The following is a 26,543-nucleotide window of genomic DNA, read 5'->3' on the forward strand; positions in this document are numbered from 1 at the left end:
GGATGCTAACGCCCGCCGCTGACAGGCCGTCTGCCGTGTGTTCTGCTGCCGCACCAGCACACGGTCCCCCTGGCACAGGCAGGCAGGCGCAGGGGGAGCCAGTGCGGGTCCTGCCAGGTGTGGAAGCTCGGGGCGCGGCGGGTGACGTGCTTCAGGGTCTCCGTACTGACGCCGTCGAGTCCGTATGAGTCGTGAAGCCACCTTCGAATCGTTCGGCGGCGCTGCCGCCGGCGATGCACCGAGGATTCCTTGGGAACTCGATTGAGACTGGAACGCGTGAGGCCCCGACCGTCGCCGGTCGGGGCCTCACGTCTGTCCTGCTCAGAGCGGTAGCGGTGGGATTCGAACCCACGGTGAAGTTGCCCCCACACACGCTTTCGAGGCGTGCTCCTTTGGCCGCTCGGACACGCTACCGTGGGACAGCCTACCGGACGTGGGGCAGTGCTCCTAAACGGATTCAGCCGGGGGCGCCGAGGCGCGGTGGGTGTCGAAGAAGGCGGTCAGGGCGGTGGCGCAGTCCGTGGCGAGGACGCCGGGGACCACCTCGGGGCGGTGGTTGAGGCGGCGGTCGCGGATCACGTCCCAGAGCGAGCCGGCCGCGCCGGCCTTGTCGTCCCAGGCGCCGTAGACCACGCGGTCCAGCCGGGAGAGGACCAGCGCGCCCGCGCACATGGTGCAGGGTTCCAGGGTGACCACCAGCGTGCAGCCCGTCAGCCGCCACTCCCCGACCGAGCGGGCGGCCTCGCGGACGGCGAGGATCTCGGCGTGGGCAGTCGGATCGCCGACGGCCTCGCGTTCGTTGTGGCCGCGGCCGACGACGGTGCCGTCGCGGTCCAGCACGATCGCGCCGACCGGGACGTCGCCGCTGGGCAGGGCGAGATCCGCCTCGGCCAGGGCAAGCCGCATGGCGGGCGCCCAGGGGTCGCGGAGCGGGTCGGGCCGGGGGCCGGTGCGGGCGAAGGCGTGCTGCATGGTGCTCATTCTCCCGTACCGGTGGCCCGGCGACCGGCCCCGTCCCGCTGCGCTACCGCACCGCCTCCAGGACGTCCCCCACGCCCAGGGCGTCGGCGATCTCGGTGAGGGCGTCGCCGGGCACGGAGCCCTCGACGCTCATGTCCATCAGTTCCTTGGCGCCGACGCCGAACTCGATCAGCAGCCCGGCGTCGCCCAGCGGGCCCGTCGGTACGCCGTCGGGATCGACAGCCGCGTCCTCGTCGTCGTCCTCGTCCTCGTCCTCTGCCGCGGAGGCTTCCTCGTCCAGGTCGACCACGAGGGCGTCCAGATCGGCGTCGGAGTCACGCCCCAACAGTTCGTCGGTGAGAACGATCTCGCCGTAGGCGCTGCGCGAGGCGGCTGCCGCGTCGGAGACGAAGATGCGCGGGTCCTCTTCACCGTCCACCCGGACGACAGCGAACCAGGCGTCCTCCTGTTCGATGAAGACCAGCACGGTCTCCTCGTCCTCCGCGGCCTCGCGCGCCAGGTCAGCCAGGTCAGCGAGGGTTTCGACGTCGTCAAGCTCGGTCTCGCTCACGTCCCACCCGTCCTCGGTGCGAGCGAGCAATGCAGCGAAGTACGCCACCAGCGACTCTCCCAGGTCTTGGCCACAGGGACCGGACCCGCTGCTCCGCGTGTCCGGACTCCAGGGGTCCGTGCGAACGCCCCATCGGCATCGTGACAGAAAGCGGGCCGCTCCGGGGAGTGTTCTGCTGTGCGTCTTCGCTGGTCGTGTCGCGCACGGGGGGTGGCACTTCGGTGAGTTGCGGTAACAGCACGGAGCGGATGGGGTGTCAGATCCTGAAGGTGCGCATTCTTACGGCCTGTCGCATCCGCTCGGTCTTGGTGCGTCGCGGGTGCACCCGGGCCTGGAGTTCGCGGGCCTCGGTGAGCTCGCGCAGGAAGGCCGCCCGGCGGCGGCGGCGTTCCGCGGGCGTCTCCGGGTCGAGCTGCTCCTCCGGGCTGGATCGTGCCTCCGGACTGGACCGTGTCGCGGGGCTCGACCGTGTCGCGGGGCTGGAGCGCTGCTCGGGTCCGACGCTGTCTGCGGGCTGGTCGGCCATGCCTGCCCCTCCGATCCGGGTGGTTTCGTCCCCCTCACCTTCCCACTGGAGCCGGAGGGACACATGTTCAGCGGGGGCATGACAGAAATGCTGCTCGGGCCGGGCACGGGAGCTCGTCCGGGGGTCCTGGCTCGGTTAATGTCACCTCATGCGGATTCATGTCCTGGACCACCCCCTGGTGGCGCACAAGCTCACCACGCTGCGCGACGAGCGCACCGACTCGCCCACCTTCCGCCGCCTCGCGGACGAGCTGGTGACCCTGCTCGCCTACGAGGCGACCCGGGACGTGCGCACCGAGCCGGTGGAGGTCACCACGCCGGTCGCGGTCACCACCGGTACCCGGCTGAGCTACCCCCGGCCGCTGGTGGTGCCGATCCTGCGGGCCGGCCTGGGCATGCTGGACGGGATGACCCGGCTGCTGCCCACCGCCGAGGTCGGCTTCCTGGGCATGGTGCGCAACGAGCAGACGCTGGAGGCCTCCACCTACGCGACCCGGATGCCGGACGACCTCTCCGGTCGCCAGGTGTACCTGCTGGACCCGATGCTGGCCACCGGCGGGACCCTGGTCGCGGCGATCCGGCTGATGATCGAGCGCGGCGCCGACGACATCACCGCGATCTGCCTGCTGGCGGCCCCGGAGGGGGTGGCCGTGCTGGAGAAGGAACTGGTCGGCCTGCCGGTCACCATCGTGACGGCGGCGGTGGACGACCACCTCAACGAGCAGGGCTACATCGTCCCCGGCCTGGGCGACGCGGGCGACCGGCTCTACGGGACCGTGGGGGACTAGGAACCAAGGACCAGGGGCTGGAGCTAGGGGCCCGGGGGCTCGGGGACCGGCTGAGAACCGGCTGCGCGCACGCCCTGGAGGCGTGCGCGCGGCGCGGTGTCAGCAGTGCGCGGCGGTGGCGGACGGGCTGGGTCTGCTGGCCAGGGCGACCGCCTGGGCCGCCTGAGCCGGGGTGGCCAGCGCGGAGAAGCCGTTGCCGAGGACCAGGTCCACGGTGGTGTCGTTGCGCGTGTCGGTGACCGGGTGCGCGCCGCTGACCTCGGTCCCCAGCACGGTCATCATCGCGGCGCCGGCCTTGCCGCCGGTGATCTGGGCGCTGCCGGCGACCTTGTTCTGCAGCGGGGCCGGGGCGTTGCCGATCTTCCCGATGGTGAAGCCGCGCTTCTTCAGCGCCGCCGCGGTCTGCCCGGCGAGCCCGACCCGGTCGGTCGCGTTGTAGACGTTGACCGTGACCGCGGCGGGCTTGGGGACGGCGCCCGGGACCAGCGCGGCGAAGGCGGCCACCGGGGCCGCAGCGGACGGTGAGCCGGGCGCGGCGGTCTGGTGGCCGGAGCCGGAAGGTGCGGGCGAGGCCGCGCCGGAGGCCTTGTCGGCCGATCCGGCCACCGTGGAGGTCCGGGTGCAGCCCGCCGCGCCCGCCTTCTTGTGGCCGCCGCCGAAGACGTCCACCAGTTGGAAGGCGCCGAAGCCCAGCACGGCCAGCACCACCACCCCGGTGACGCTCTGCATGATGCGTCGGCGCCGGGTGTTGGGCCGGGCCAGCCGGGGATAGGTCGTACCGGTGACCCGGTACTGCTTTCCCTTGAGGCCAGGGGGAGTCAGCATGCTCACCGCGGGTGCCCCCTTGTGCTCCGGGCTCGTCTGGACTGGTGGTCGGGCAGCTTGTGGGGCTGCTGTTCCCAGACTAGTGCGGTCGCTCGACTCTGCGTACTAAAGGATCATCATCTGGCGTAGCAGGGCACCCGAAAGGGTGCAACGGCACCCGATCAGTCCATCTCCAGCACGCGTGCGTGCAGGACCTGACGCTGTTGCAGGGCGGCGCGCACGGCGCGGTGCAGGCCGTCCTCCAGGTAGAGGTCGCCCTGCCACTTCACGACATGGGCGAAGAGATCGCCGTAGAAGGTGGAGTCCTCGGCGAGCAGGGTCTCCAGGTCGAGCTGCCCCTTGGTGGTGACGAGTTGGTCCAGGCGTACCGGACGCGGGGCCACGTCCGCCCACTGACGGGTGCTGACCCGGCCGTGATCCGGGTAGGGCCGCCCGTTGCCGATGCGCTTGAAGATCACACGGAGAGCCTACCTGGCCACCGGGGTGCGATGCAGCAGGGATGCTGGGCCGTTATCCGGGGCCCAGCCCCCACCTGGGGCTTTGCTGCGGATTTGGGAAGGTTCCTTGACTGGAGTCACCCCTGCGAGTGTTCTGCGCCCCGGCGCACGCCGCCGCGCCCCACTCGGCCCGCGGCCGGAGGAGCTGGTGACGGCAACGCCTGGATCTCTTTTCGCGCCCCTGGAGTTCGAACACCGACGGGTTGTGACAATCTGTCAGCCCCGCAGTCGGTGGCCGAGGCGGCCGCGGGGGTCGGGGTGCCGCTCGGTGTGACGGAGAGGATCAGGGACCATGTCCGGGCTCTTTGAGAACCGCAGCAGGGACCGGGGCCCGAAGGGGTCGCCCGACGCCTCGTCCCAGGTGCCGCTGGCCGCGAAGATCGTGGTCAGCGGCGGCCTTGGGGTCGGCAAGACGACCTTTGTCGGTGCGATCTCCGAGATCGAGCCGCTGGACACCGAGGCGGCGATCACCGAGGTCTCGGTGGGGGTCGACTCGCTGGACGGGGTCGAGGGGAAGACCACGACCACGGTCGCCCTGGACTTCGGCCGGATCACCCTGGACGCCTCACTGGTGCTCTACCTCTTCGGCACCCCGGGGCAGGACCGGTTCTCCTTCCTCTGGGACGACCTGGTCGGCGGTGCGCTGGGCACCGTGGTGCTGGTCGACACCCGCAGGATCGAGGAGTCCTTCCCCGCGGTGGACTACTTCGAGGAGCGGGCGGCGCCGTTCGTGCTGGCCGTGAACCGCTTTGACGGCGCGGAGGCCTTCGAGCTGGAGGAGGTTCGGGAGGCGCTGGGGCTGGGGCCGGATGTGCCGGTGGTGCACTGCGATGCCAGGGACCGCGCTTCCGTTCGGGACGTGCTGGTGGCGCTGATGGACCGGGTGATCAGCCGGCGCATCGCCGCGCAGCGGAAAGAAGGGGCGTTGGCGCGGTAGGGCGGGGGCTCGGCTTTCGGCTGCTGACCGTAGGCGGCTTGTCGCGCAGTTCGCCACGCCCGTGCGCAGGTGCTACGCACCCAGCGCGGTTCCGTAGCAGCCCCCAGGGGCGCGGGGGCCGTGCTTGTTCAGACTGCGTGCGCGACTGGCCCGGCAGGTGCCGCGGCCGAGTTCCGTCAGATCCAGTCGCGCTTCTTGAAGCCCAGGTACAGGGCGACCGAGAGGACGATCATCACGGCGGTGGAGGCCCAGAAGCCTGCCTCGGTGCCGAAGCCCGGGTAGGGGACGTTCTGGCCGTAGAAGCCGGTCACCGCGGTCGGGACGGCGATGATCGAGGCCCAGCTGGTGACCTTCTTCATGATCATGTTCATCCGGTTGCCCTGGACCGTGAGATTGGTCTCCATCACCGAGCTGACCAGGTCGCGCAGCGACTCGGTCCACTCGGTGGCCCGCAGCACATGGTCGTACACGTCGTGGTAGTACGGCAGCATCGCGTCGCTGACGGTGTGCAGGTCGCGGCGGAGCAGCGTGTTGACCACCTCGCGCATCGGCAGCACCACCCGGCGCAGTCGCACCAGGTTCTTACGGAGTTCGTAGGAACGCCGCTGGACGGCCTGCACCTCGGCCCGGCCGTCCTCGAAGAGCAGCTCCTCCAGCTCCTCGATCCGCTCGTCGAGCTCCTGCACCGCGTTGAAGTGGCCGTCGACCAGGTAGTCGAGCAGCCCGTGCAGCAGGTAGCCGACGCCCTCCTTGGCCAGGTCGGGGGAGTCGTCCCAGCGGGCCACCACCCGGTCCATGTCGAAGTGCCCGGTCTTCCGCACGGTGATCAGCGCGTTGGGTGTGACGAAGACGGCGATCTCGCTGGTCTGCAGCGTCCCGTCGTCGGGGTCGGTGCGGACCGCGTAGGCGCTCATGAAGAGGTGGCTGCGGTAGCGGTCCAGCTTGGGCCGCTGATGGTCGTGCCGGGCGTCCTCGACGGCCAGCTCGTGCAGCCCGAACTCCTCGGCGATGAGGTCGAAGTCGGCCGGCTCGGGATCGCACAGATCCAGCCACACGGTGCAGTCCGGCTCGCAGACATAGTCGGATATGTCCTGTGCCGGGAAGTTCTCCAGGGCCAGGGTGCCATTGCGGTACAGCCGGGTTCGAGCCATCCCGACAGGATAGGGGGCGGGGTTGTGGCTCCTGTCGGACCCGCCCCGCTGGGATAGGCTCGACAGTCCGGAACACCTCCAGGAGACCAGCGGGGACGATCGCCATGAGCGTTGAGGACGAAGGCTCCGAGGGGGTGGACGGCGGGCCGGCACGGGGGTCTGGGTTCGCGCCGGGAACTATGTGATTGGCTTCCATGTGTTCGCCGGCTTCGCGATGCTGCTGTTCTGCCTCGGTAACCGGAGCCACTGGGAAGCATCCGGGCAGCGCCGGACACGCGCCCCCCACCACGCCCCCACCTTGTCCCCCACCTGCGCCGGAGGCCCTCCATGACGATCCAGTGGCATTTCCAGGACGGCCCCTCGGTCGGCGTGCTGGCGGTCTCCGGCTACCTCGGCGCCGAGTCGGTGCCACGCTTCGCCGGGGCGGTCGGCTGGGCCCTGGCGCGCGGCACCGGACCCCTGATCGTCGACCTGAAGGCATTGCTCGGGTGGTCCCCGCAGGGCCAGGCGGCGCTGCGGGACGCGGTGCAGCGGCTCGCCGTGCAGCAGCGGACCGTGGAGCTGGCGGCGCTGCCGCAGGGGGACGGCAGCGCGCTGATACCCGAGCTGCAGGGTCTGCCGGTGCACCCGGACCTGGAGGCGGCACTGGCCGCGCACCCCGCCACCGCGTCCGAGCGGGCGCGCTCGGAGGCCGAGCACCAGGGCGGCCACCAGAACTGGCGCAGCGCGGGCTGGCTGGAGCAGCCGGCCTGACCTGACCCGACCGGATCGGATCGTCCTGCCCGGATCGACCTGCCCGGACCGGTCGAACCGTGTCCTGTTCCCCGGGGGCGCCGGACTGATAGGCATGGCCTGTGCGCTTCGAAGCCGTCCCCATGCCGCCGTCCGTCCAGGCCAGGCCCCGCGATCCGCGCGGCTACCCGGTTCCCGCGATCACCCCCTGGGAGGACGGGCAGCCGCAGTTCGCGCTCACCGACTACCAGCGGTCCGGCGACTGCGCCAACGGTCGGCTGTGCTCGGTCTGCAACACGCTGATGCCCAGAGGCCCGGTGTGGCGGGTGGTCGGCGCCGGAGAGAGTGCGGCGATCGCCGAGGCGCTGGCGGCCGGACGCCCGTACCGCAATCTCGCGCCGACCATGGAGGGACCCGGGCACCGGGCCTGCATGCTCTACGCCTCGATGGTCTGCCCCTATCTGGCCCGGCCCAACGCCCGGCGCGGGATCTCGTCCCAGCAGTCGGCCGGAGGCCGGCCGGACGAGCTGACGGCGCACGTGGTGCGCGGGGCGGCCCGGGGCGGCACCGGCGCGGTGGTCGGCTTCGCCGACTACGAGTACGCCGTCACCGGCGCCCAGGTGCTGTTCCGCTTCCTGGACCTGGTGGAGTTCCTGCCGCACGAGAACGCCGAGTCCCACCTGCCGGAGCTGCAGGCGGAACTCGACGCCAGGCGATCGGGTGATGCCGGGTGACGGGTATTCACGGATCCGGTCAGCCGCGGTAGGCGGGCAGGCCCGCGGCCGAGGAGACCAGGGTCGGGGCGGCGGAGCCGTCGGCCGGGAGGGTGGCGATGCCGGCCGGGGTGCGGGCGGCGATGGTTCGGCCGTCCGGGGACCAGGTCGGCTCGGTGTAGTCGGTGGTGGCGTTCGGGGTGATGTCCCTGGCGACCCGGTTGCCTTGCACCGACTCCTCGAACAGGTGGTCGTGGCCGTTGACCGAGCGGACGAAGACGGCGGTGCCGCCGTCGGCGGAGATCGCGGGCTCAGACCCGATGGTGAGCTTCGCGGCCGCGGTGCGGATGTTGTCGTCGCGGATGTAGACGTCCCCGGTGCCTCCGTTGGCGTACAGCACCGTGCCGGCCCTTCCGCCGGTGGTCGGCCAGGTGTTGCCGGTCTGCGGGAGCGGGTTGCCGCCGGGACCGAAGTCGTCGGTCAACGGGATGGTGAGCAGCTCCGGTGCTCCACCGGCGGGGGCCACCTGCTTCAGCACGGTCTTCCCGCCCTGGGACGCCGCGAAGAGGATCTCGTCGACCCCGGGGCTGCCGACGCTGCTGTCCGGCGCAGCGACCCGCCAGACCGGGTGCGACCAGTTCTCGCCGGAGGGTGCGCGGGCGACCATGACCCGCCCGCTGCCGTCGGCGTTGGCGGTGTCCAGGTTGCCGGCTCCGTCGATGAACGCGGCCCTGCTGCCGTCCGGGGACCAGGCGAGGTCGCGGACCACGGTGCCGAAGTCGACCACGGTGCCGTTCATCACCACCTTGGTGGTGCCGTTGCTGATGGTCAGCCGGTTGCCGGCGGTGCCGTTGCGGACAGGGACGGCGGGGGCGCCGCCCGGGGCCGCGCCCGAGGAGGACCCGGTCGACGCGGACGGCGAGGGGGCCGATGGTGAGGGCGCGGACGACGGCGAGGAGGCGGACGGAGGGGATGACGGTGCGCCCGACGCCGGGGCCGAGGAGGAGCCGGCGCCGGCGGCGACCGAGGCCCGGGTGGTGGAGGCGCATCCGGTCAGGAGCAGGGCACCGCCGGTGATCGCGGCCGTGAGTCCGACAGCAGCCGTGCGAAAGGTGTTCATCCGATCCCCCAAGGATGTCCGTGTCGTGGGCACAGGCAAAGAGTGGCCTTTGAACGTCCGGCATTCGTGTGGCACGCGTCACAGACCCGCAACAATGCTTACCGGCCCTTGTCAGTGCACGGGTATACGTTCGTCGGACCGAGGCGTCGCAGCGAGGCAGAGGAGTGGTCCCATGGCGGAGCCAACGACGACGGAGGAGCCGCTCGAGCTCCAGCTCGAACGCTTCCGCCGGGAGTTGACCGGCTACTGCTACCGCATGCTCGGCTCGCTCTTCGAGGCCGAGGACGCGGTGCAGGAGACGATGGTCCGGGCCTGGCGCGCGCATGAGCGCTTCGAGGGCCGCTCCTCGCTGCGCTCCTGGCTGTACCGGATCGCCACCAACGTCTGCCTGGACTCGCTGAAGGGGCGCAACAACCGGGCCAGGCCGATGGATCTGGGCGGACCGGTCACGGTGGCGACCGCCTCGGAGGCGGTCCTGCCCGAGGTGACCTGGATCGGCCCGGTACCGGACGGACGGGTGGTGGCCGAGGCGGCGGACCCGGCGGAGGTGGCCGCCCAGCGGGAGTCCGTCCGGCTGGCGTTCATCGCGGCGCTGCAGCGGCTCGCGCCCAAGCAGCGGGCGGTGCTGATCCTGCGTGAGGTGCTCGGCTGGCATGCGAACGAGGTCGCCGAGCTGCTGGGCTCCAGCACGGCGTCGGTGAACAGCGCACTGCAGCGGGCCAGGTCGACGCTGGCGGCCTGCGAGCCCGCCGCCACCGACCCGGTGCTGCCGATGGACGACGAGCAGCAGGCGCTGCTGGCCCGCTACGTCCGGGCCTTCGAGAGCTACGACATGGAAGCGCTGGTGCTGCTGCTGCACGAGGAGGCCGTGCTGTCGATGCCCCCGTTCGCGATGTGGCTGCGGGGCGCGGAGGAGATCCGCGGGTGGATGCTGGGCCCCGGCCACGGGTGCCGCGGGTCGCGGCTCATACCGGTGCCGGCCAACGGCGCCCCGGCGTTCGGCCAGTACCGGCCGAGCCCGGACGGCGGGTTCGCGCCGTGGGCGCTGCAGGTACTGGAGATCTCGCAGGGGCGGATCGTCGGGCTGAACAGCTTCCTGGACACCGACGCGCTGTTCCCGCTGTTCGGGCTGCCCCCGCGGTTGGAGCCGTAACGCTGTGGATCGTCGACTGCGGACCGTAGCGGGTTGGCCGCGCAGTTCCCCGCGCCCCCCGGGGGCTGCAACTGACCCATGGTGGGCAAGTTGCAGCTACCCAGGGGCGCGGGGTGCGCGACTAACCACGCAGGTGGGTCAGCAGTCGGCCAGAGGGAGCTCCTCGGTGAGGCCGGCCAGGTCGATGAGCTCGCGCAGCCTCGCGCCCGCCCCGACCAGGCGCAGCTCGCCGCCCCCGCGGCGCGCCGTGAGCTGCAGCCGCGCCAGCGCGCCGAGGTCGCCGAGGTCGGGGTCGGTGAGGTCACTGACATCGCACAGCAGCCATCGCGGAGTGTCCATACCTGGACAGACCCTCGGACCGCCCCTGCCTCATCGGTGCGGCGAGCCCGGGGCGCGGCGGGTCAGTCCAGCTCGACGCGGCCGGTCAGCGGGCGCGGGCCGTTGCCGTCCCGGTTCTCCCGCTCCTCCTTCTCGGCGCGGTTGGAGGAGCCGAGGTTCTGCCGGACCGAGTCCAGGATGGTCAGCCCCTGGCCGACCAGTCCGGCGGCGATCTCGCCCAGGCCGTCGGCGCCGTTGAGGACGTTGACATTGGCGCCCTGGAGGCCGCCTGCGGCCTCCTTGACGATCTGCGGCAGCTGGTCGATCAGCATCCGGTCCAGCGCCACCCGGTCGTGCGAGGCGGCGGCCTCGGCCTGGATCTTCATCCGGTTGGCCTCGGCCAGGGCGAGCACCCGGATCCGTTCGGCCTCGGCCTCGGCCGGCTTCACGATCTCGGCGACCAGCTGCTGCTGGCGCAGTTCGGCCGCCCGCTGGGCCAGCTCGGTCTGTGCGGCGAGCACCTCCTGCTGGGCGTGCGCCTGGGCCAGCGGACCCGCCTGCGCGGCCTGGGCCTGGGCCCGGTCCACCTCGGCCGAGTACTGGGCCCGGACCACCGCGGTCTGCCGGGCGTACTCGGCCTGGTTCCGCTCGGCCGCCTGCTGCGCCTCGACCGACTGCTGGGTCGCCTGGGCCTGGGCGATCTGGGCCTGCCGCTGGATGGCGGCCTTGTGCGGGGCGGCCATGGCGGCGATGTAGCCGGTCTGGCCGTCGTCGATCGACTGGATCTGCAGCGAGTCGACGGTCAGCCCGATCGTGCCCATCTCGGTCTTGGAGGTCTCCAGCACCTCGGAGGCCAGCTTCTGACGCTCCGTCACGATCTCCTCGACCGTCATCGAGCCGATGATGGAGCGCAGGTGGCCGGCGAAGATCCGCCCGGTCAGGATCGACATCTGGTCCTGGTCGGAGAGGAAGCGCTGGCCGGCGTTGACGATGCTCTCCTTGTCGTTGCCGACCTTGAAAGCGATCACCGCCCGCACCGTCAGCGCGATGCCCTGGCGGGTCACGCAGGTCTCGGCGACCTCCGCCTCGCACATCGCCAGGGTCAGGAAGCGGGTCTTCCGGAACACCGGGAGCACGAACGCCCCGTGCCCTGTGACCACGCGGAACGGCGCGTCCCCCATGCCGCGCCTGCCACCGGAGATCAGCATCGCCTCGTCGGGGGCGGGAACCCTGTAACCGAACATCCTTCGCGTCTCCTCAACCGGCGTCGCCGGCGTCGCCGGCCAACGCGTCCAACGGATCTGTCCATGCGATGACATCTACCTGGCGGGAGCCGCGGGACTCGATCACCAGGACCGGAGCCCCCTTCGGCAGGGGCTCCTCCGACCAGGCCAGAAGGGCTTCCGTGCCTCCTCTGACCCGCACCAGGACCTCACCCGGCCCGGCCGCGCCGCGGGTGCCGACGAGCAGCACCCCGATGCAGCCGACCACGGCCTCGTCCGGTGCCATCCGAAGCTGCCCCCTATGTCGATCCTGTGTCTGATTCCTGACCCTAGCGCTACATCCGATCAGCGGCCCATCCTCCGTACGGCCGTTGTGCGACCCACATTCCCAGCCCCGTTCTCCCCGTTGTGGAAGGCGCGCACACCGGCCGCGATGCGGAGTCGCGCTTTGACGAAGCGAATGCAAAAAATCAAGCAAGCCACGGAGTTTATGAGCATTGCAGCGAAAATATGCCGCATGAGCCTTGTGGCTGGCTGCGCGGCGGCCCTACTGTCGGCTCACCCTCACCGCGTCCGCCGCACCGTTCACTCGCGCGCGAGAAATGAGCATCCGATGTCACGGAGCACAACCAGGGCTGCCAGGGCTGGATCCGGGCGAGCCGTCAGACCACCGTTCAGGGCCGCTTCGGCGGTGGCAGCGGTGACCGCTGTCGTGGTGGGACTCGGTGTCGCCCCCGGCGGCACCGCCTTTGCGAGTTCAGCACCTCCGGCGCCCACGCCCGTCACCCGGGCGGCGCTGGACCCGTCGCTGGTGGCCGGGACCGGCGCCACGGTGGGCTTCGCCGAGCAGGAGGCCGAGAAGGCCGTCACCGACGGCACGGTGATCGGCCCGGGTACGGCCGCCTACACCCTGGCCGCGGAGGCGTCGGGCCGCTCGGCGGTGAGCCTGAAGCCGGGCCAGTACGTCGAGTTCACCCTGCCCGCGGCGGCCGATGCGATCAATGTGCGCTACAGCATCCCGGACGCGCCGAACGGCGGCGGGATCACGGCTCCGCTGGACGTCACGGTGAACGGCAAGGGCCGCGGCACCATGACGCTCACCTCGCAGTACGCCTGGCTCTACAACCAGTACCCGTTCTCCAACGACCCCAACGCGGGCCTGCTGCATCCGGACTGGTGGATCACCGAGTGCTCCTGCGTGCCCGACCAGACCACGCCGGCCCCGGTGATCACCACCCCGTTCCGGCCCAACCACTTCTACGACGAGCAGCGGCTGCTGCTGGGCCGCACCTACGAGGCCGGTGACAAGGTCCGGCTCGCCGTGCCGGCCGGCAGCGACGCCTCGGCCACCGTCATCGACCTGATGGACTCCCAGCTGGTCGCGCCGCCCAGGATCGACCTGGTCGCCGCCGATGTGCTGGCCTTCGGCGCCGACCCGACCGGGCGGCGGGACTCCGCCGACGCGATCGACAGGGCCATCGCCTTCGCCGAGCGGACCCACCTCAAGGTGTACATCCCGCCGGGCACGTACCAGGTGAACCGGCACATCATCGTCGACGACGTCACCATCGAGGGCGCCGGCAGCTGGTACACCGTCATCAAGGGCCACCAGGTGACGCTGGGCAGCCCGGCTCCGGACGGCTCGGTCCACACCGGCGTCGGCTTCTACGGGAAGGACGCCTCGGTCGGCGGCTCCACCAACGTCCACCTGTCCGGTTTCGCCATCGAGGGCGACGTCCGCGAGCGGATCGACACCGACCAGGTGAACGGCATCGGCGGCGCGATGAGCGACTCGACCATCGACGGCCTCTACATCCAGCACACCAAGGTGGGGATGTGGTTCGACGGTCCGATGAGCAACCTGAGGATCACAGACAATGTGATCGTCGACCAGATCGCCGACGGCATCAACTTCCACACCGGGGTCACCGACTCGGTGGTGTCGGACAACTTCGTCCGCAACACCGGTGACGACGCCTTGGCCATGTGGTCCGAGAAGGGCGAGGACGCCAACGACACCTTCGACCACAACACCGTGCAGACCCCGGTGCTCGCCAACGGCATCGCGGTCTACGGCGGCACCGACAACACCGTCTCCGACAACCTGATCGCCGACCCGATCCGGGAGGGCAGCGGCATCCAGGTCGGCTCCCGCTTCGGCTCCCAGGCGTTCACCGGGCACCTGTGGATCACCGGGAACACCACGGTCAGGGCCGGTACCTACGAGCTGAACTGGAACATCGGCCTGGGGGCGATCTGGTTCTACGCGCTGGAGCGGAACATCAGCGCGGACATCGAGGTGACCGGGGACAACTTCCTGGACAACACCTATGACGCGATCATGCTGGTGACCGACTTCCCGGTGAAGGACCAGTACTCGATCACCAACGTCCACTTCAAGGACATCAAGGTCGACGGCACCGGAACCGATGTGGTCAGCGCCCGCACGGCCGGATCCGCGACCTTCCAGAACGTGGTCGCCCGCAACGTCGGCGCGGTCGGCGTCAACAACTGCGGGTCGTTCCACTTCACCGCCGCAGGGTCGGAGTTCTCGCTGACCGACCTCGGCGGCAACACCGGAGGCGGCACCACGGGGCCCTGGCTCGCGCCCTGGGAGCTGCCGAACACCATCACCTGCGACGACCGCCCGGCAGTGGTGGCGCCGCCGGCGCCGTCGCCCTGGTGAACCGGGGGAGGCCCGGCAGTACCTGACCTTCCGGCAGTACCTGACGTTCCGACAGCCGCGCCCGCGTCGCCGGTCCTACTCGGCGGCGCGGCGCAGCCGTGCCTCCAGGCCGTCCAGAATGCACTCCAGGCCGTCGGAGAAGCTGTCGACCCGGTTGCTGTCGACGTCGAAGCCCTCGCTCTGGGCGGCGTAGAGCCGGCTGAGCCGCGGGAACGCCTGGACCGCCTGCAGCGCCGCGGGCCAGAACGCGTCCACCCACTCCTGCTGGCTCTGGCCGCTGCGGGCCAGCACGGTGAGCCAGGCGGCCTCGGTACTGGCCAGGCCGACGACATAGGAGCTGACGGTGTTCATCCCCCGCTCCGCCTCCGCGAGCGAGAAGCCCGCAGTCTCCAGGGCGCCGATCATCTGCTCGGACAGCCGCAGCAGGTTGGGTCCCAGCGATGACATGCCCACCTGGCCCAGCACCGAGGCGATCCAGGGATGGCGCAGGAACGCCTGGCGCAGGCTCTGGGCGACGGTGGTCACCTCCGTGCGCCAGTCCGACGCCTCGGCCGGGTCCTGCGTGGCGATCTCGCCGTAGACCTCGTCGACGACCAGCTCGATCAGCTCGTCCTTGTTGGCCACGTGCGAGTACATCGAGGTGGCGCCGGCGTTCAGCCGGGTGCCGAGCTTGCGCATGCTCAGGGCGTCGATGCCCTCCGCGTCCAGCAGCTCCATCGCGGCCGCGACGATCTGCTCCCGGCTCAGGGCCGGCTGCTCCCGGCGCGGCCGCTGCGGCCGGGTCCACACCGAGCCGCCGGCCTGCTGCTGTTCGGCTGCCATGAGGTCTCCTCTTTCGTCGCGTAGCCCCGTTGCCATGCGAACAGCGTACGCCCTTGCGCACACTGTGCGGAGCGCCGTACAGTGTGCGGTGTGCCGAACGGTGTGCGGCCCGAAACCCGGAGGGGAAAGTCATGGAACTGACTGGCAAGGAAGGGCGCAATCCGCGCCGCTGGATCATCCTGATCGTGCTCTGCCTCAGCGCGCTGGTCCTGGTGATCGACAACATGGTGCTGACGGTGTCGGTGCCGACCATCTCCAACACGCTGCACGCCGGCGCCCAGGACATCCAGTGGGTGATCGACTCCTACATCCTGGTCTTCGCCGGGATGCTGCTCACCGCGGGAAGCCTCGCCGACCGCTTCGGCCGACGAAGGGTGCTGATCATCGGCCTGGCCCTGTTCGGGGGAGCCTCGCTGCTCGCGGCCTTCGCGGCCAGTCCGGCCGAACTGATCGCGGGCCGGGTGCTGATGGGCTTCGGCGGCTCGCTGGTGATGCCCAGCACGCTCTCCATCCTGATGACCGTCTTCGACGAGGACGAGCTGCGCAAGGCCTTCGCGATCTGGGGCGGCGCCTCGATGATCGGTCTGATCGGCGGCCCGGTGCTGGGCGGCGTGCTGGTGGCGCACTTCTGGTGGGGCGTCATCTTCCTGCTGAACGTGCCGGTGGCGGCGCTGGCGATCTTCGCGGCCGTGGTGCTGATGCCGGAGTCCAAGGGACCCTGGCGCAAGGCCGACCCGATCGGGATGGTGCTGTCCATGGTCGGCATGACCGCACTGGTGTGGACGATCATCGAGGCGGCCCGCAGCGGTCTGACCCATCCGACGATCATCGCCGGGACGGCGCTCTCGGTGCTCGGTCTGGCCGGCTTCGTGGTCTGGGAGAACCGGGTCGACGAGCCGATGGCCCCGCTGGTGCTGTTCCGCAACCGGGTGTTCAGCGCCTCCAGCTTCTCGCTGGTGCTGGTGACCTTCGCCAACGGCGGCCTGATGCTGGTGCTCACCCAGTACCTGCAGTTCGCCCTGGGCTACTCGGCGACGCGCACCGGGATCGCCTTCGCACCGCTGGCCGTCGCCGCCCTGGTCTTCAACGGCCTCGGCGCCACCCTGGGCAGCAAGCTCGGCAACCGCACCATCACCGTGGCCGGGCTGCTGGTCCTGGCCGGCGGCTTCGGAGTGCTGACCACGCTGTCGGTGCACGCCGGCTTCGGGATGGTGGCCCTGGCCCTGGCGCTGATCGGCACCGGGGCGGGGCTGGCGATGCCGGCCGCCACCGCCGCGCTGATGGGCGTCATACCCGCTGAGCACGCCGGGGTCGGCTCGGCCCTCAACGACACGGTCCAGCAGAGCGGTGCGGCGCTGGGGGTGGCGGTCCTGGGCACCGTCCTCTCCTCCACCTTCACCAGCCACATGCCGGCGGCGCTCCCCGCTGCGGCCCGCCACTCGGTCTCCGCGGCGCTCCAGTTGGCCGCGAGCACCGGGGACACCGCCCTGGCCGCCACCGCCCGCTCGGCCTTCACCCAGGCGATGTCCGCCAGCTTCCTGGTCGGCGCCGTCGGCGTCCTGATCGCGGCGGCTCTGGCCCTGGTGCTGATGCGCAACGGCAACGACGCGGCCACGGAGGACGCCGCCGCCGGGGCCACCGCCGAGGACACCGCTGGGGAGACCGCTGAGGCACAGGAGCCCGCGGCGACGCCGGAGCGCGCCGCCGCCTGAACCGACCCCAGCCCGCACACACCGTCCGACGACGAAGCCCCCCGACCGGGGGGCTTCGCGTCGTTCCCGGACGGTTCAGGGGGCTCGGAAGTAGCTGGGGAACGCCGGGGCGAGGAGCGGCCTGCGCCCCCAGGCGAGGATCCCGCCCCGGGCCATCGCGCCCCAGGGCGAGCACCGCCCCAGCGCGATCAGCAGGAAGGTCACCGGCTCGGTGACGATGGTGCAGTCGGCGCGCTGCGCGGCGCCCCCGCTGACGGTGAGGCCGCCGTCGGCGAAGGCCGCGGTGTAGCGGGGGCCGCCGCCCCGCAGCCGCAGCTCGTAGACGGCGCTCAACCGGCCGACCGCCTTGCGGTCGAGCACCCGAGGCATCGCGGTGGTCAGGAACGGCAGGCACAGCTCCACCCGCTGACGGTCGATCATGTGCGGTCGGCGCAGCGCCCGGGCCAGGTCCCAGCCGTGCCCGAGCATATGGGTGAGCAGATAGGACCCCAGGGTGTCCAGGTCCATCGGCCCCATCGGCGCCAGTACCCGCAGGGCGGCGCTCTGCCCCGCGGCCGCGGCGACGAAGGACTCCGCCTGCTCGACCACGGCCGCGGCCAGCACCGCGGGGTCGCGTTCGGTGAACGCGGCCAGCGAGTCGGCATTGGCGGCGGCCAGACCGTCCGGGGTGCCGTCCCCGTAAGGACGCTCGGCACCTGCGGCCAGCTCCGCCATCAGCTGGTTGGCCAGCGCGAGGTGCGCCGCGGCCTCACCGAGGTTCCAGGTGGAGCGCGGCACCCTGGCCTCCGGGTCGGCGCCGGCGCTCAGCAGGGCCGCTATGTCCGCGGCGGTCCCGGTGATCGCCCGGTACAACTGCTCGGGCGCGGACGGGGCGGCGGGCGCGGGGGTGGTCATGACGGAAGAGCCTGGACCAGGGGCGGCGCACTGTCCAGGGTGCGACGCGGACGCGGTCCTCCGCTGCGGGCCTACGCGACGGCCCTACGTGTCGGCCTTGCGTGACGGCCTTGGCGTGACGGCCCTCCGCGACGGTCCCGAGGACTTTGCCATCTCTTTACAACCTGTCGCCGGGCTGTGTCGTCTCTCCTCCCGTTCAGCAACGCAGCCCGGTGCCGTCGCCACGGCGGCCCGGGCCGACGAGAGAGAGACCCTTCATGCGTACAGCTCGTACCGGTCGTACCGGCGTCCTCGCCGCCGCGCTCTTCGCCTGTGCCGCGGTGCTGGTCGGCGCCGGTTCCGCGAACGCCGCCGGATCGGCTTCGGCCAGCGCCTCGCCGACCCCGGCCACGGCCGCCCGGAGCGCCTCCGCCGTCCCGACCGTGAGCGCGTCCGGCTCACCCCGCGCCGCGACCGGTGGCACCGGCGCGTCCGCGACCGCCGCCCCGGTCGCCCGCCCGACCCGGGACGGCCAGGTCCGGGTCGTGCCCAGCGGCGCCCCGGACACCGGTGTGGCGCCGGCCGCCTCCCAGGGCGGCGGTGACACCGGCCTGATGACCGGCGCCGCGGCGGCCGGAGCGGTGCTGGTCGGCGGTGCGGGCGTGGTGCTGCTGCGTCGCCGGACCCGGGCCCAGGGCTGATCTTGCCGACCGAGCACACCAGAACACAGTCGGCAGCGGCAGCGGCAGTGCTGGCTGCGGCGCTGCTGCTCTCCGGCTGCGGCAGCGGAGCAGCGGCGGTCGGGTCTGCCGGCGCCGGCAGCACGGCCGTGGCCGGATCCGCGTCGACAGCAGCGGACCCGCCGGCGCCGTCCGCTCCGGCGTCCGCCTCGAAGGCCCCGAAGGCGCTGTCCGAGTCGGTACCGGTGGAACTGCAGATCCCAGCCATCGGGGTGGATACCCCGGTGATGAAGCTGGGGCTGGCCGCGGACGGGAGCGTGCAGACACCGCCGATCGAGGCGCACTCCCCGGCCGGCTGGTACCAGGGTTCGCCGACTCCGGGCCAGGTCGGTCCCTCGGTGGTCCTGGCTCATGTGACGGTCGGTCAGTACGGCGACGGTGTCTTTCTGCACCTGTCCAAGCTGAAGCCGGGCGATCGCGTGGTCGCCCGGCTGAAGGACGGCGTGGACGCGGACTTCACGGTCTACAAGGTGCAGACGGTCGCCAAGGCCGAATTCCCGACCGCCGCCGTCTACGGGAACGTCGACCGCCCGGAACTGCGTCTGATCACCTGCGGCGGTCCACGGGACAGCACCGGCCACGGCTACCTCGACAACGTGGTCGTCTACGCCGCACTGACCTCCGGGCAGTAGCCGACACCCAGCACATCCCGACCCATGGAGAGCGTTGAGCCGGTCACAGGACACCGCAGCGTCCGAGCTGTTCGCTGCCCTCTACCCGGCCCTCGCCGGGTGGTGCCGTCGTCTGACCGACGACGACGGCACCGCCCACGAGATCGCCGCGGAGGCGTTCACCCGGTTGTGGGCGCGCTGGACCAAGGTGGAGGAGCCGCGCGGCTTCCTCTATGTCACCGCGGCCAACCTGGTCCGCGACCACTGGCGCAGGCTGGAGCGGGAACGCAGGGCGCTGCGCCGGGTGGCCGCGGAGGCCGCGGTGGCCGCGGCGCGCGGCGCGGACGAGTCGGGCGATCCCTCGGTCCGGCTGCTGGTCCAGTCGCTGCCGCTGCGGCTGCGAACCCCGGTGCTGCTGTACTACTACGCTGATCTGCCGGTCCGGGAGGTGGCTGTGCTGACGGGGCGCAAGGAAGGGACAGTCAAGGCCGATCTCCACGCGGCCCGGGAACTACTGCGCAGCAAGCTGGGGGGACACCTTGATCACACCCATTGAGGAGCCGGACGAGGAGCGGGACGACCGGCTGGCGTCGCTGCTCGGCCCCGGCCCGGTGGTGCTGCTGCCGCCGCCCGGGTCCTTCGAGCAGATCCGCCGCAGCGCCTCGCGGCGCAGGTGGCGGCGGACGGCGGGCGGCGGGGGACTGGTGCTGGCCGTGGCCGCCGCGGTGATCGCCCCGCTGCTGATGTCCGGGACCCCGGACGAGCCGGTGCGGGTGGTCCCGGCAGCGCCGGCGACCGTCCGGTCGTCCACGGTGGCGCATCCGTCGCCGACGGCGACCCCGGCCCGGCCCGAGCCGTCCGGCTCGGCCTCCGTCTCCGCCTCGCCGACGCCTTCGGTGTCGCCGCGGACGACGCCGACCCGTGGCGAGGCCGGCGCCTCCGCGGCCACCGGGGGGACCAGGGCGGGCACCGCCGCCGCCGCAACCCGGCGCCCGAGCAGTGGATCGGCGTCCCCGCGGGCCACGGCGGCGTCGGCGTCGCCGTCGGCAGCGAGATAGGGGTTTCTGACGGGCCTTCGGTGCGGGCGTAGTGGGCCGGTCGCGCTGTTCCCCGCGCCCCTGGACCCTGCGACCGGCCCACGGTGCGTCAGTTGCAGCCCCAGCGGAGGCGCGGGGAACTGCGCGACCAGCCCGGTGCGGCCCGCAGTCAGACGCTGAGCTCGGCGTCGAGTGCGACGCGCAGCCACTCGTGGGAGGCGCCCATGTTCGGTTCGGCCGGACCGGTCGGCGGGACGACGAGCTCGCCGGCGAGTTGCCAGTAGCGGTCGACCAGCGGGTCGGCGGTGACGGTCAGGGTGCCGGCGAGCCGCAGGCGGAAGGCGGGGCTGTCCGGTAGCCGGGACGCCTCGGCGTGGGCGGCCACGAAGCAGTCGAGCGCCTCGCCCCGCCCCGGGGTCCGCCCGGCCCGCAGCTCCTGCCCGGCCAGCGCATAGGCGTCGCCGAGGCCCTGGTAGAGCACGGCCGGGTCGAGCTTCTCCTCGGCGCAGCGGAACTCGGGTCGGCAGAAGTCGCTGTCGAACCGGGCGCCCGAGGTCAGCGCGTGCAGTCGGGCGAAGGTCAGCACCTGATCGGGCGTCGGATCGGCCGGCGGCTGCGGTACCGCCGCCTCGATGATCGCACCGCGCAGCCGGGCCGGGAGCCGGGGCGGCAGCAGAAAGCGCCAGAAGCGGGCCAGCGGCGCCGTGCTCGGCGGCGTGGCCACCGCGCCGATCAGCCGCAGCCGGTCCGCGCGCTCCTCGGCGGTGCAGTCCCGCAGCAGCTGCAGCGCGGCCTCGCGCCAGCGCAGCGCGGTCAGTTGCGAGCCGAGCTCGCGCAGCCGCCCGGCGATGGCGTCCTCCAGCGCGCCGTCCAGCCCCTCCTGCCCGTCCTCCTGGGCCAGGATCCGGCCCACCTCGGGCACCGGCAGGTCGAGACCCCGGAGCGAGCGGATCAGCCGGAGCCGGTCGAGCGCCTCGGGCCCGTACCGGCGGTGGCCCCCGGAGCTGCGTCCGGCCTCGGGCAGCAGCCCGCGGTCGGAGTAGAAGCGGACGGTCTTGACGGTGACGCCCGCGTGCTCGGCGAGCTCCCCGATGCTCCACAGGTCGTCGGACTGCACAGCTTGAACCTCCCTCAGGGGGAGTTCCTACGGTACCGGGGAGCCCGGCGCCCCGGGCAGGTTGAGGAGGAACTCATGACGGCGTTCGTGCTGGTCGCAGGCGGTCACATCGGCGGCTGGGTGTGGCGGGAGGTGGTCGACCGGCTGCAGGGGTCGGGAGCCCGGGTGTACCCGGCCACGCTCACCGGGCTGGGGGACCGCCGGCACCTGGCCGGCCCCGGAACCGACCTGGACACCCACATCGAGGACCTGGTGCAGCTGATCGACCAGGTGGACGAGCCGGAACTGGTGATCGTCGGCCATGACACCGGCATCCACCCGGTGCTGGGCGCCGCCGACCGGCGTCCTGAGCGGATCGCCAGGATCGTCCATCTGGACGCGGGCCTGCCCCAGGACGGCGAGTCGGTGCTGGACCTGGTGCCGGACCCGGAGGTCCGCGAACGGCTGCTGCGCCGGGTCGGGGAGAGCGGGGACGGTTGGCGGGTTCCGGCGCCGACCCTGGAGGAGTGGCCGCTTTGGGGCAGCACGGCCGGGGTCCCCGAGGAGGCGCTGGCCCGGCTCACCCGGCTGGCAGCGCCGCAGCCGCTGGCCACGCTCACCCAGCCGCTGCGGCTGACCGGCGCCGCGGCGAAACTGCCGACCAGCGGCATCCTCTGCACCGCCAACGGGACCAGCATCGCGCTGGTGGAAATGCTGTTGGGGTACGGCGAGCCGCGGTTCCAGGTGCTCGCCGACCCCCGGGTGGGCTTCTTCGAGCTCGACACCGGCCACTGGCCGATGCTGTCCTGCCCGGACGAGCTGGCCGAGGTGCTGCTCCGGGCCGCGGCGGGGGAGGGCCACCGGGTGACCGCGGCGGGCGCGGAGGTCCCGGCCCGCTTCCTGCTGGACGGGCCCGAGCGGCCCAGTGAGCGGATCGGGCCGGTCGACCTCTACCTGCCGGACCTCTCCGACCTGTCCGACCGCTCTGGGCTCTCCGACCTCTCCGACCTCTCCGACCTGGACGGTCCCCGGCCCGCGGTGGTGTTCGTCCACGGCGGCCCGGTGCCACCGGAGAAGCGGCCGACACCGCGGGACAGCCGGACCTTCGTGGGCTACGCGAGTCAGGCGGCGGCGCTGGGCCTGGTCGGCGTCACGCTGGACCACCGGCTGCACGGTCTCGGCGACTACGGGCGCGCCGCGGAGGACGTCGCCGCGGCGGTCGAACTGGTGCGGGCCGACCCCCGGGTCGACGCCGACCGGATCGCGCTGTGGTTCTTCTCCGGCGGCGGGCTGCTCTGCGCCGACTGGCTGGCGGCGCCACCGCGGTGGCTGCGCTGCGTGGCGGCGACGTATCCGATCCTGGCGCCGCTGCCGAACTGGGGAATGGCCGAATCCAGGTTCCGCCCCGCGGACGCGGTGCGGGGGGCAGGCGGACTGCCCATGGTGCTGACCCGGGTGGAGTTGGAGCAGCCGGAGATCGCGGCGACGGTCACCGAATTCCTCGCCGCGGCGGAGGCCTGCGGCGCGGACGTCGAACTGATCGACGTGGCCGGAGCCCACCACGGCTTCGAGACCATCGACCACACGGAGGCGACCCGCGGGGCCGTCCGCACGGCGCTGCGGGGAGTGCTGCGGCACCTGCGGGCGGGGAGTCTCTGACCGTTCCCTGCTGCGGCCGCAGCCGGCTCGGCGCGCAGTTCCCCGCGCCCCTGGGTGGCTGCGACTGGCCCACCGTGGTTCCGTTGCAGCCTCCAGAGGCGCGGGGACCGGGCGGTCAACCGGATGCGGTCCGCACTCAGGAACCCCGGTCGGCTTGCCACGCGCTCTGCCACGGGCCCACGCCCGCGTCCGGGCTCATGCCCCCTGGTCCAGCACGCCGGTGAGGGTGCCGGTGGCCGGGTCCGACCAGGTGTGGGTGACAGTGCCGTCGGGGTTGCGGGTCAGAGTCTGCTCAGCGGTGCCGGTCGGGCAGCCGGCCGGGGCGCCGGGCAGCGGGCGGCTGCTGAAGCTGAGCTGGTGGGCGGTGGCGCTCAGCAGCGTCCAGGCGGTCGGGCAGAGCGGGTGAGCTCCGGACGTGCCGGTGTCCGACCGCAGCTCGGTGGTGGAGTCGGCGCCGATCCGGCCGGGGCGCACGGTGACAGCGTCCTCGCCGGAGCGGGACCCGTCGGAGGCGGCCAGGGTGCCCGACCAGGTGCCGAGGAAGCCGGCCGGGACCGCGTCGGCAGCGCCGCCGGTGCCGGCCGGTCCGGCGGTGGTCGGCGCTGGCGCCGGCGGTCCGGGCGGGACCAGCCGGGCCGGTGCGGACGGGACCACCGCCGGGGTCGGGCCCGGTGCGCCGCCGACGATCCCCACCCGCTGACCCCTGGTGATCAGCATGGCGACCCCGATCGTCATCACCGTGAACACGGTCGCGATGATGACGATGGCGCCGTCCCGCAGTCGGGACCGGGCCGTCGGGGCCGTCGGGGGCGCCGGCCCGACCGGCGCTCCCCGGGCCCCCGTTGCCGCCGCCCCGTCCGGGGTCCAGGACCGTTCGATTCCGCCACTCGGAGTCTGCTTCGCCATCACCTGCCGACCTCCCCGACCGTCCCCGCCGTGGGTTCCAGCGTCCCGCCGCAAGCGGCGTACGGCCAGAGCCGGGTGACGGTGGATCAGATGTCGCGGAAGACCTCGATCTGGGCGCCCACCGAGTTGAGGCGTGCGGCCAGGTCCTCGTAGCCGCGGTTGATGACGTAGACGTTGCGCAGCACCGAGGTGCCCTCGGCGGCCAGCATCGCCAGCAGCAGCACCATGGCCGGGCGCAGCGCCGGCGGGCACATCATCTCGGCGGCGCGCCAGCGGGTCGGTCCCTCGACCAGGACCCGGTGCGGGTCCATCAGCTGGACGTGGGCGCCGACCCGGTTGAGCTCGGTCAGGTAGACCGAGCGGTTCTCGTACACCCAGTCGTGGACCAGGGTCGAGCCGTGGGCGCAGGCGGCGATCGCGGCGAAGAAGGGCAGGTTGTCGATGTTGATGCCGGGGAACGGCATCGGGTGGATCTTGTCGACCGGCGCGGACAGCTTGGAGGGGTGCACGGTGAGGTCGGTCAGCCGGGTGCGGCCGTTGTCGGCCGGGTACTCCGGGCTGCGGTCGCAGTCCAGGCCCATCTCGTCCAGCACGGCGAGCTCGATCTCGACGAACTCGATCGGGACCCGGCGGATGGTCAGCTCGGAGTTGGTCACCACGGCGGCGGTGAGCAGGCTCATCGCCTCCACCGGGTCCTCGGAGGGGGCGTAGTCGACGTCGGCGTCGATGACGGCCCGGCCGTGCACGATCAGGGTGGTGGTGCCGATGCCCTCGACGTGGACGCCCAGCCGCTCCAGGAAGAAGCAGACGTCCTGGACCATGTAGTTGGCGCTGGCGTTGCGGATCACCGTGGTGCCGGGGTGGCGTGCGGCGGCGAGCAGGACGTTCTCGGTCACCGTGTCGCCGCGCTCGGTCAGTACGATCGCGCGCTGCGGCTCCACGTCGCGTTCGACGGTGGCCCGGTAGCTGCCGGTGGTGGCGCTGACGTGCAACCCGAAATGGCGCAGCGCCGAGAGGTGCGGCTGGACGGTGCGGGTGCCCAGGTCGCAGCCGCCGGCGTAGGGGATCTCGAAGCGGTCGGCGCGGTGCAGCAGCGGGCCGAGGAACATCAGGATGCTGCGGGTGCGCCGGGCCGCGTCCTCGTCCATGGCGGAGAGGTCGAGGGTGGCCGGCGGGGTGATCTCCAGGTCGGTGCCGTCGTTGATCCAGCGGTGCTTCACGCCGATGCTGGTGAGGACCTCCAGCAGCCGGTAGACCTCCTCGATCCGGGCCGCGCGGCGCAGCGTGGTCTTCCCGGTGGTGAGCAGGGAGGCGCAGAGCAGGGCCACGCAGGCGTTCTTGCTGGTGCGCACGTCGATGGCGCCGGAGAGCTGGCGGCCGCCGACGACCCGCAGGTTCATCGGTCCGGCGACGCCCAGCGAGACGATCTCGCTGTCCAGCGCCTCGCCGATCCGTGCGACCAGGTCCAGGCCGATGTTCTGGCCGCCGGACTCGATACGGGCCACGGCGCTCTGGGTGGTGCCGAGGGCGACGGCGAGCTGGGTCTGCGTCCAGCCCTTGTGGGTACGGGCGGCACGGACGAGCTTGCCGATACGGGAGAGGTAGTCGTCGGTCACTGCCCGAACGTATCTCACTGATGCGATGCAGTGCATCTCTGCTGGTCGTGCCGGGGGCCGACCGGGTGAATCCGGCCGGACTCCGGCCCCCGACCGCACCGACCCGGCCTGACCTGCCACACACCGTCGGACCTGGTGCTGCGGCGGAGGGTCGGGAGACCCGGCGGGGACGCGGGGTGATCGCGTGGGCGTGGGGAAGATACAGCACGGCCGCGATGCTGTCTCGGCGACGCCCCGACGCCCCGACGCCCCGACGCGTCCGCGATCGGGTCGACCGTGGTCCGGGACCGGACCTCAGCGCTGGGAGGAGGCCCCCGCGCCTGACCCCCGGACCCGGCAAGCCCGATCGGGCCTCCGGCTCCGGCGGTGCAGGCATAGCGTTCACATCCGTTCCATTGCAACACTCGGATGGGCTGGCGTTGCTTGCGCGCCAACACTGTTGCAACGAAATTGCCGACTTGGCCTGCGATGATAGTGATTTGACGCAACAAGGCTGTTGCCATATGCACGAAGGCAACGTAGCTTTTCCGTTGTAAGAAACACAGAGCGGCGGCAAGCCGCACGAGTCGACGGAGAACACCATGCAGACGTTCGCCACCACCGCCCCCATCACCGCCGTCCTGGACATCCCCGCCGGCCGCATCGAGCTCCTCGCCACCGACCAGGCCACCACCACCGTGGAGGTCCTCCCCGCCAACCCCGACAGGACCCGCGATCTCAAGGCGGCCCAGCGCACGACCGTCGACTACACCGACGGGGTCCTGCGGATCACCGGCCCGGACACGAACCACAACCTGGGCTCCACCGGAGCCCTCCAGGTCACCGTCAACCTGCCCGCCGGCTCGCACCTGCAGGCCACAACGGCTGCCGCCGAGCTGCGCACCACCGGCCCGCTGGGCGACGTCGCCTTCGAGGGCGCCTACCGCGAGATCTCCATCGGCCAGGCCGCCGGCCTGCAGCTGACCGCTGTGGACGGCGACGTCGAGGTCGGTCGCCTCACCGGCTCCGCCCAGATCCGCACCGCCCGCGGCGACATCCGCATCACCGAAGCCGGCAGCGGCACCCTGACCCTGGAGACCCAGTCCGGCAGCGTCACCGTGGGCGTCGCCCCCGGCGTCTCCGCCTCCCTGGACGCCGCCACCCCCCACGGCCGCATCAGCAACAGCCTCAAGAACGACGGCACCACCGGACTCGCCATCCACGCCACCACCAGCAACGGCGACATCACCGCCCACACCCTCTGACGTGGCGGTCCCGGCATCCGCCGGCGGC

Annotated in this window: 28 protein-coding genes, 1 tRNA gene and 1 pseudogene; 14 read left to right on the plus strand and 16 right to left on the minus strand. The window is 72.1% G+C overall.

Annotation, left to right across the window (positions count from 1 at the left end; genetic code table 11):
* Nucleotides 1-327: 327 nt before the first annotated feature.
* The 4 genes from TR46_RS27280 to TR46_RS27295 all read right to left on the minus strand — a co-directional run bounded on the left by TR46_RS27280 (nucleotide 328) and on the right by TR46_RS27295 (nucleotide 2,057).
* Nucleotides 328-414 (minus strand) — tRNA-Ser (locus TR46_RS27280).
* Nucleotides 415-447: 33 nt separating this feature from the next.
* Nucleotides 448-981: a tRNA adenosine(34) deaminase TadA gene (gene tadA, locus TR46_RS27285; protein WP_236655530.1), complete on the minus strand. Its 534-nt coding sequence runs from the start codon at nucleotides 979-981 to the stop codon at nucleotides 448-450.
* Between the two features lie 43 nt (nucleotides 982-1,024).
* A complete protein-coding gene (locus TR46_RS27290) occupies nucleotides 1,025-1,531 on the minus strand; it encodes a tRNA adenosine deaminase-associated protein (RefSeq protein ID WP_236655531.1) in 507 nt (168 codons plus the stop codon).
* Nucleotides 1,532-1,787: 256 nt separating this feature from the next.
* Entirely contained in the window at nucleotides 1,788-2,057 is a 270-nt protein-coding gene (locus TR46_RS27295; RefSeq protein ID WP_042406092.1) for a hypothetical protein, read from the minus strand.
* Between the two features lie 148 nt (nucleotides 2,058-2,205).
* Here TR46_RS27295 and upp point away from each other — a divergent pair, with 148 nt between their 5' ends.
* Nucleotides 2,206-2,844: a uracil phosphoribosyltransferase gene (gene upp / locus TR46_RS27300; RefSeq protein WP_042406095.1), complete on the plus strand. Its 639-nt coding sequence runs from the start codon at nucleotides 2,206-2,208 to the stop codon at nucleotides 2,842-2,844.
* Between the two features lie 99 nt (nucleotides 2,845-2,943).
* On the opposite strand, the gene TR46_RS27305 is transcribed toward upp, so the two are convergent.
* Together TR46_RS27305 and TR46_RS27310 are read right to left on the minus strand one after the other, a co-directional pair.
* Nucleotides 2,944-3,669: a LytR C-terminal domain-containing protein gene (locus TR46_RS27305; RefSeq protein WP_052433133.1), complete on the minus strand. Its 726-nt coding sequence runs from the start codon at nucleotides 3,667-3,669 to the stop codon at nucleotides 2,944-2,946.
* A gap of 161 nt (nucleotides 3,670-3,830) precedes the next feature.
* Complete coding sequence (locus TR46_RS27310) at nucleotides 3,831-4,127, minus strand: type II toxin-antitoxin system VapB family antitoxin (protein WP_030253738.1); 297 nt, start codon at nucleotides 4,125-4,127, stop codon at nucleotides 3,831-3,833.
* A gap of 331 nt (nucleotides 4,128-4,458) precedes the next feature.
* On the opposite strand from TR46_RS27310, the gene TR46_RS27315 reads away from it, so the two are divergent.
* Nucleotides 4,459-5,103 (plus strand): GTP-binding protein, encoded by a 645-nt coding sequence (locus TR46_RS27315; protein WP_084718970.1) that lies wholly within the window; start codon nucleotides 4,459-4,461, stop codon nucleotides 5,101-5,103.
* Nucleotides 5,104-5,279: 176 nt separating this feature from the next.
* On the opposite strand, the gene TR46_RS27320 is transcribed toward TR46_RS27315, so the two are convergent.
* On the minus strand, nucleotides 5,280-6,254 hold the full coding sequence (locus tag TR46_RS27320) for a magnesium transporter CorA family protein (protein ID WP_042406098.1): 975 nt from the start codon (nucleotides 6,252-6,254) through the stop codon (nucleotides 5,280-5,282).
* A 145-nt stretch (nucleotides 6,255-6,399) separates the two neighbouring features.
* Here TR46_RS27320 and TR46_RS44585 point away from each other — a divergent pair.
* The 3 genes and pseudogenes from TR46_RS44585 to TR46_RS27330 all read left to right on the plus strand — a co-directional run.
* A pseudogene (locus TR46_RS44585) lies at nucleotides 6,400-6,585 on the plus strand (DUF6126 family protein); the annotation flags it as partial.
* Nucleotides 6,582-7,007, plus strand: coding sequence for an STAS domain-containing protein (locus TR46_RS41410; RefSeq protein ID WP_042406099.1), 426 nt, complete (start codon nucleotides 6,582-6,584; stop codon nucleotides 7,005-7,007). The pseudogene TR46_RS44585 and the gene TR46_RS41410, both read left to right, overlap by 4 nt.
* 101 nt (nucleotides 7,008-7,108) lie before the next feature.
* Nucleotides 7,109-7,720, plus strand: coding sequence for a hypothetical protein (locus TR46_RS27330; RefSeq protein ID WP_236655533.1), 612 nt, complete (start codon nucleotides 7,109-7,111; stop codon nucleotides 7,718-7,720).
* A 19-nt stretch (nucleotides 7,721-7,739) separates the two neighbouring features.
* Here the strand turns inward: TR46_RS27330 and TR46_RS27335 are convergent, their stop codons facing one another.
* Complete coding sequence (locus TR46_RS27335; protein ID WP_042406100.1) at nucleotides 7,740-8,819, minus strand: TolB-like translocation protein; 1,080 nt, start codon at nucleotides 8,817-8,819, stop codon at nucleotides 7,740-7,742.
* Between the two features lie 172 nt (nucleotides 8,820-8,991).
* Between TR46_RS27335 and TR46_RS27340 the strand changes: the two genes are divergently transcribed.
* Nucleotides 8,992-9,972: a sigma-70 family RNA polymerase sigma factor gene (locus tag TR46_RS27340; RefSeq protein ID WP_042406101.1), complete on the plus strand. Its 981-nt coding sequence runs from the start codon at nucleotides 8,992-8,994 to the stop codon at nucleotides 9,970-9,972.
* 138 nt (nucleotides 9,973-10,110) lie between these two features.
* Here the strand turns inward: TR46_RS27340 and TR46_RS27345 are convergent, their stop codons facing one another.
* From TR46_RS27345 to TR46_RS27355, 3 genes are all read right to left on the minus strand, one after another.
* A complete protein-coding gene (locus TR46_RS27345) occupies nucleotides 10,111-10,311 on the minus strand; it encodes an STAS domain-containing protein (protein ID WP_052433134.1) in 201 nt (66 codons plus the stop codon).
* A gap of 62 nt (nucleotides 10,312-10,373) precedes the next feature.
* Nucleotides 10,374-11,534: an SPFH domain-containing protein gene (locus TR46_RS27350; RefSeq protein ID WP_042406102.1), complete on the minus strand. Its 1,161-nt coding sequence runs from the start codon at nucleotides 11,532-11,534 to the stop codon at nucleotides 10,374-10,376.
* 13 nt (nucleotides 11,535-11,547) lie between these two features.
* Nucleotides 11,548-11,799: an NfeD C-terminal domain-containing protein gene (locus TR46_RS27355; RefSeq protein WP_042406103.1), complete on the minus strand. Its 252-nt coding sequence runs from the start codon at nucleotides 11,797-11,799 to the stop codon at nucleotides 11,548-11,550.
* Nucleotides 11,800-12,126: 327 nt separating this feature from the next.
* Between TR46_RS27355 and TR46_RS27360 the strand changes: the two genes are divergently transcribed.
* Nucleotides 12,127-14,199 (plus strand): glycosyl hydrolase family 28-related protein, encoded by a 2,073-nt coding sequence (locus TR46_RS27360; protein WP_042406104.1) that lies wholly within the window; start codon nucleotides 12,127-12,129, stop codon nucleotides 14,197-14,199.
* Between the two features lie 75 nt (nucleotides 14,200-14,274).
* On the opposite strand, the gene TR46_RS27365 is transcribed toward TR46_RS27360, so the two are convergent.
* Nucleotides 14,275-15,021, minus strand: coding sequence for a TetR/AcrR family transcriptional regulator (locus TR46_RS27365; RefSeq protein ID WP_042406105.1), 747 nt, complete (start codon nucleotides 15,019-15,021; stop codon nucleotides 14,275-14,277).
* Between the two features lie 131 nt (nucleotides 15,022-15,152).
* Between TR46_RS27365 and TR46_RS27370 the strand changes: the two genes are divergently transcribed.
* A complete protein-coding gene (locus TR46_RS27370) occupies nucleotides 15,153-16,733 on the plus strand; it encodes an MFS transporter (RefSeq protein WP_042406107.1) in 1,581 nt (526 codons plus the stop codon).
* A gap of 75 nt (nucleotides 16,734-16,808) precedes the next feature.
* Here TR46_RS27370 and TR46_RS27375 read toward each other — a convergent pair whose 3' ends face one another.
* Nucleotides 16,809-17,627, minus strand: coding sequence for a maleylpyruvate isomerase family mycothiol-dependent enzyme (locus TR46_RS27375; RefSeq protein ID WP_042406109.1), 819 nt, complete (start codon nucleotides 17,625-17,627; stop codon nucleotides 16,809-16,811).
* A 257-nt stretch (nucleotides 17,628-17,884) separates the two neighbouring features.
* On the opposite strand from TR46_RS27375, the gene TR46_RS27380 reads away from it, so the two are divergent.
* Genes TR46_RS27380 through TR46_RS41415 form a run of 4 tightly spaced genes read left to right on the plus strand, consistent with a single transcriptional unit; the run spans nucleotide 17,885 to nucleotide 20,015 of the window.
* Complete coding sequence (locus TR46_RS27380) at nucleotides 17,885-18,307, plus strand: hypothetical protein (RefSeq protein WP_042406111.1); 423 nt, start codon at nucleotides 17,885-17,887, stop codon at nucleotides 18,305-18,307.
* A gap of 2 nt (nucleotides 18,308-18,309) precedes the next feature.
* On the plus strand, nucleotides 18,310-18,978 hold the full coding sequence (locus TR46_RS27385) for a class F sortase (protein WP_236655534.1): 669 nt from the start codon (nucleotides 18,310-18,312) through the stop codon (nucleotides 18,976-18,978).
* A gap of 34 nt (nucleotides 18,979-19,012) precedes the next feature.
* Entirely contained in the window at nucleotides 19,013-19,513 is a 501-nt protein-coding gene (locus TR46_RS27390; protein WP_042406116.1) for an RNA polymerase sigma factor, read from the plus strand.
* A complete protein-coding gene (locus TR46_RS41415) occupies nucleotides 19,497-20,015 on the plus strand; it encodes a hypothetical protein (RefSeq protein WP_152626699.1) in 519 nt (172 codons plus the stop codon). Before TR46_RS27390 ends, TR46_RS41415 begins: the two co-directional genes overlap by 17 nt.
* 148 nt (nucleotides 20,016-20,163) lie before the next feature.
* Here the strand turns inward: TR46_RS41415 and TR46_RS27400 are convergent, their stop codons facing one another.
* On the minus strand, nucleotides 20,164-21,111 hold the full coding sequence (locus TR46_RS27400) for a MerR family transcriptional regulator (RefSeq protein WP_042406121.1): 948 nt from the start codon (nucleotides 21,109-21,111) through the stop codon (nucleotides 20,164-20,166).
* Between the two features lie 75 nt (nucleotides 21,112-21,186).
* Here TR46_RS27400 and TR46_RS27405 point away from each other — a divergent pair, with 75 nt between their 5' ends.
* Nucleotides 21,187-22,749 (plus strand): alpha/beta hydrolase, encoded by a 1,563-nt coding sequence (locus TR46_RS27405; protein ID WP_042406123.1) that lies wholly within the window; start codon nucleotides 21,187-21,189, stop codon nucleotides 22,747-22,749.
* Between the two features lie 195 nt (nucleotides 22,750-22,944).
* On the opposite strand, the gene TR46_RS41420 is transcribed toward TR46_RS27405, so the two are convergent.
* Nucleotides 22,945-23,655, minus strand: a complete 711-nt coding sequence (locus TR46_RS41420; RefSeq protein WP_042406124.1) for a hypothetical protein — start codon at nucleotides 23,653-23,655, stop codon at nucleotides 22,945-22,947.
* An 86-nt stretch (nucleotides 23,656-23,741) separates the two neighbouring features.
* Complete coding sequence (locus tag TR46_RS27415) at nucleotides 23,742-25,271, minus strand: UDP-N-acetylglucosamine 1-carboxyvinyltransferase (protein WP_042406125.1); 1,530 nt, start codon at nucleotides 25,269-25,271, stop codon at nucleotides 23,742-23,744.
* 581 nt (nucleotides 25,272-25,852) lie between these two features.
* Here TR46_RS27415 and TR46_RS27420 point away from each other — a divergent pair.
* Nucleotides 25,853-26,515, plus strand: coding sequence for a DUF4097 family beta strand repeat-containing protein (locus TR46_RS27420; protein WP_042406127.1), 663 nt, complete (start codon nucleotides 25,853-25,855; stop codon nucleotides 26,513-26,515).
* The last annotated feature ends 28 nt before the right edge of the window (nucleotides 26,516-26,543 follow it).

This window comes from Streptacidiphilus carbonis, from assembly GCF_000787775.1.
GTDB lineage: Bacteria > Actinomycetota > Actinomycetes > Streptomycetales > Streptomycetaceae > Streptacidiphilus > Streptacidiphilus carbonis.

Bases quoted from the DNA above. Each gene is read 5' to 3' on its own strand.
- TR46_RS41410 (WP_042406099.1), top strand. From the start codon at position 6,582: ATGACGATCCAGTGGCATTTCCAGGACGGCCCCTCGGTCGGCGTGCTG.
- TR46_RS27315 (WP_084718970.1), top strand. From the start codon at position 4,459: ATGTCCGGGCTCTTTGAGAACCGCAGCAGGGACCGGGGCCCGAAGGGG.
- TR46_RS27320 (WP_042406098.1), bottom strand. From the start codon at position 6,254: ATGGCTCGAACCCGGCTGTACCGCAATGGCACCCTGGCCCTGGAGAAC.
- tadA (WP_236655530.1), bottom strand. From the start codon at position 981: ATGAGCACCATGCAGCACGCCTTCGCCCGCACCGGCCCCCGGCCCGAC.
- TR46_RS27375 (WP_042406109.1), bottom strand. From the start codon at position 17,627: ATGACCACCCCCGCGCCCGCCGCCCCGTCCGCGCCCGAGCAGTTGTAC.
- TR46_RS27420 (WP_042406127.1), top strand. From the start codon at position 25,853: ATGCAGACGTTCGCCACCACCGCCCCCATCACCGCCGTCCTGGACATC.
- TR46_RS27360 (WP_042406104.1), top strand. From the start codon at position 12,127: ATGTCACGGAGCACAACCAGGGCTGCCAGGGCTGGATCCGGGCGAGCC.
- TR46_RS27365 (WP_042406105.1), bottom strand. From the start codon at position 15,021: ATGGCAGCCGAACAGCAGCAGGCCGGCGGCTCGGTGTGGACCCGGCCG.
- TR46_RS27295 (WP_042406092.1), bottom strand. From the start codon at position 2,057: ATGGCCGACCAGCCCGCAGACAGCGTCGGACCCGAGCAGCGCTCCAGC.
- TR46_RS27305 (WP_052433133.1), bottom strand. From the start codon at position 3,669: ATGCTGACTCCCCCTGGCCTCAAGGGAAAGCAGTACCGGGTCACCGGT.
- TR46_RS27405 (WP_042406123.1), top strand. From the start codon at position 21,187: ATGACGGCGTTCGTGCTGGTCGCAGGCGGTCACATCGGCGGCTGGGTG.
- TR46_RS27340 (WP_042406101.1), top strand. From the start codon at position 8,992: ATGGCGGAGCCAACGACGACGGAGGAGCCGCTCGAGCTCCAGCTCGAA.
- TR46_RS27355 (WP_042406103.1), bottom strand. From the start codon at position 11,799: ATGGCACCGGACGAGGCCGTGGTCGGCTGCATCGGGGTGCTGCTCGTC.
- TR46_RS27345 (WP_052433134.1), bottom strand. From the start codon at position 10,311: ATGGACACTCCGCGATGGCTGCTGTGCGATGTCAGTGACCTCACCGAC.
- TR46_RS41420 (WP_042406124.1), bottom strand. From the start codon at position 23,655: ATGGCGAAGCAGACTCCGAGTGGCGGAATCGAACGGTCCTGGACCCCG.
- TR46_RS27350 (WP_042406102.1), bottom strand. From the start codon at position 11,534: ATGTTCGGTTACAGGGTTCCCGCCCCCGACGAGGCGATGCTGATCTCC.
- upp (WP_042406095.1), top strand. From the start codon at position 2,206: ATGCGGATTCATGTCCTGGACCACCCCCTGGTGGCGCACAAGCTCACC.
- TR46_RS27380 (WP_042406111.1), top strand. From the start codon at position 17,885: ATGCGTACAGCTCGTACCGGTCGTACCGGCGTCCTCGCCGCCGCGCTC.
- TR46_RS27335 (WP_042406100.1), bottom strand. From the start codon at position 8,819: ATGAACACCTTTCGCACGGCTGCTGTCGGACTCACGGCCGCGATCACC.
- TR46_RS27370 (WP_042406107.1), top strand. From the start codon at position 15,153: ATGGAACTGACTGGCAAGGAAGGGCGCAATCCGCGCCGCTGGATCATC.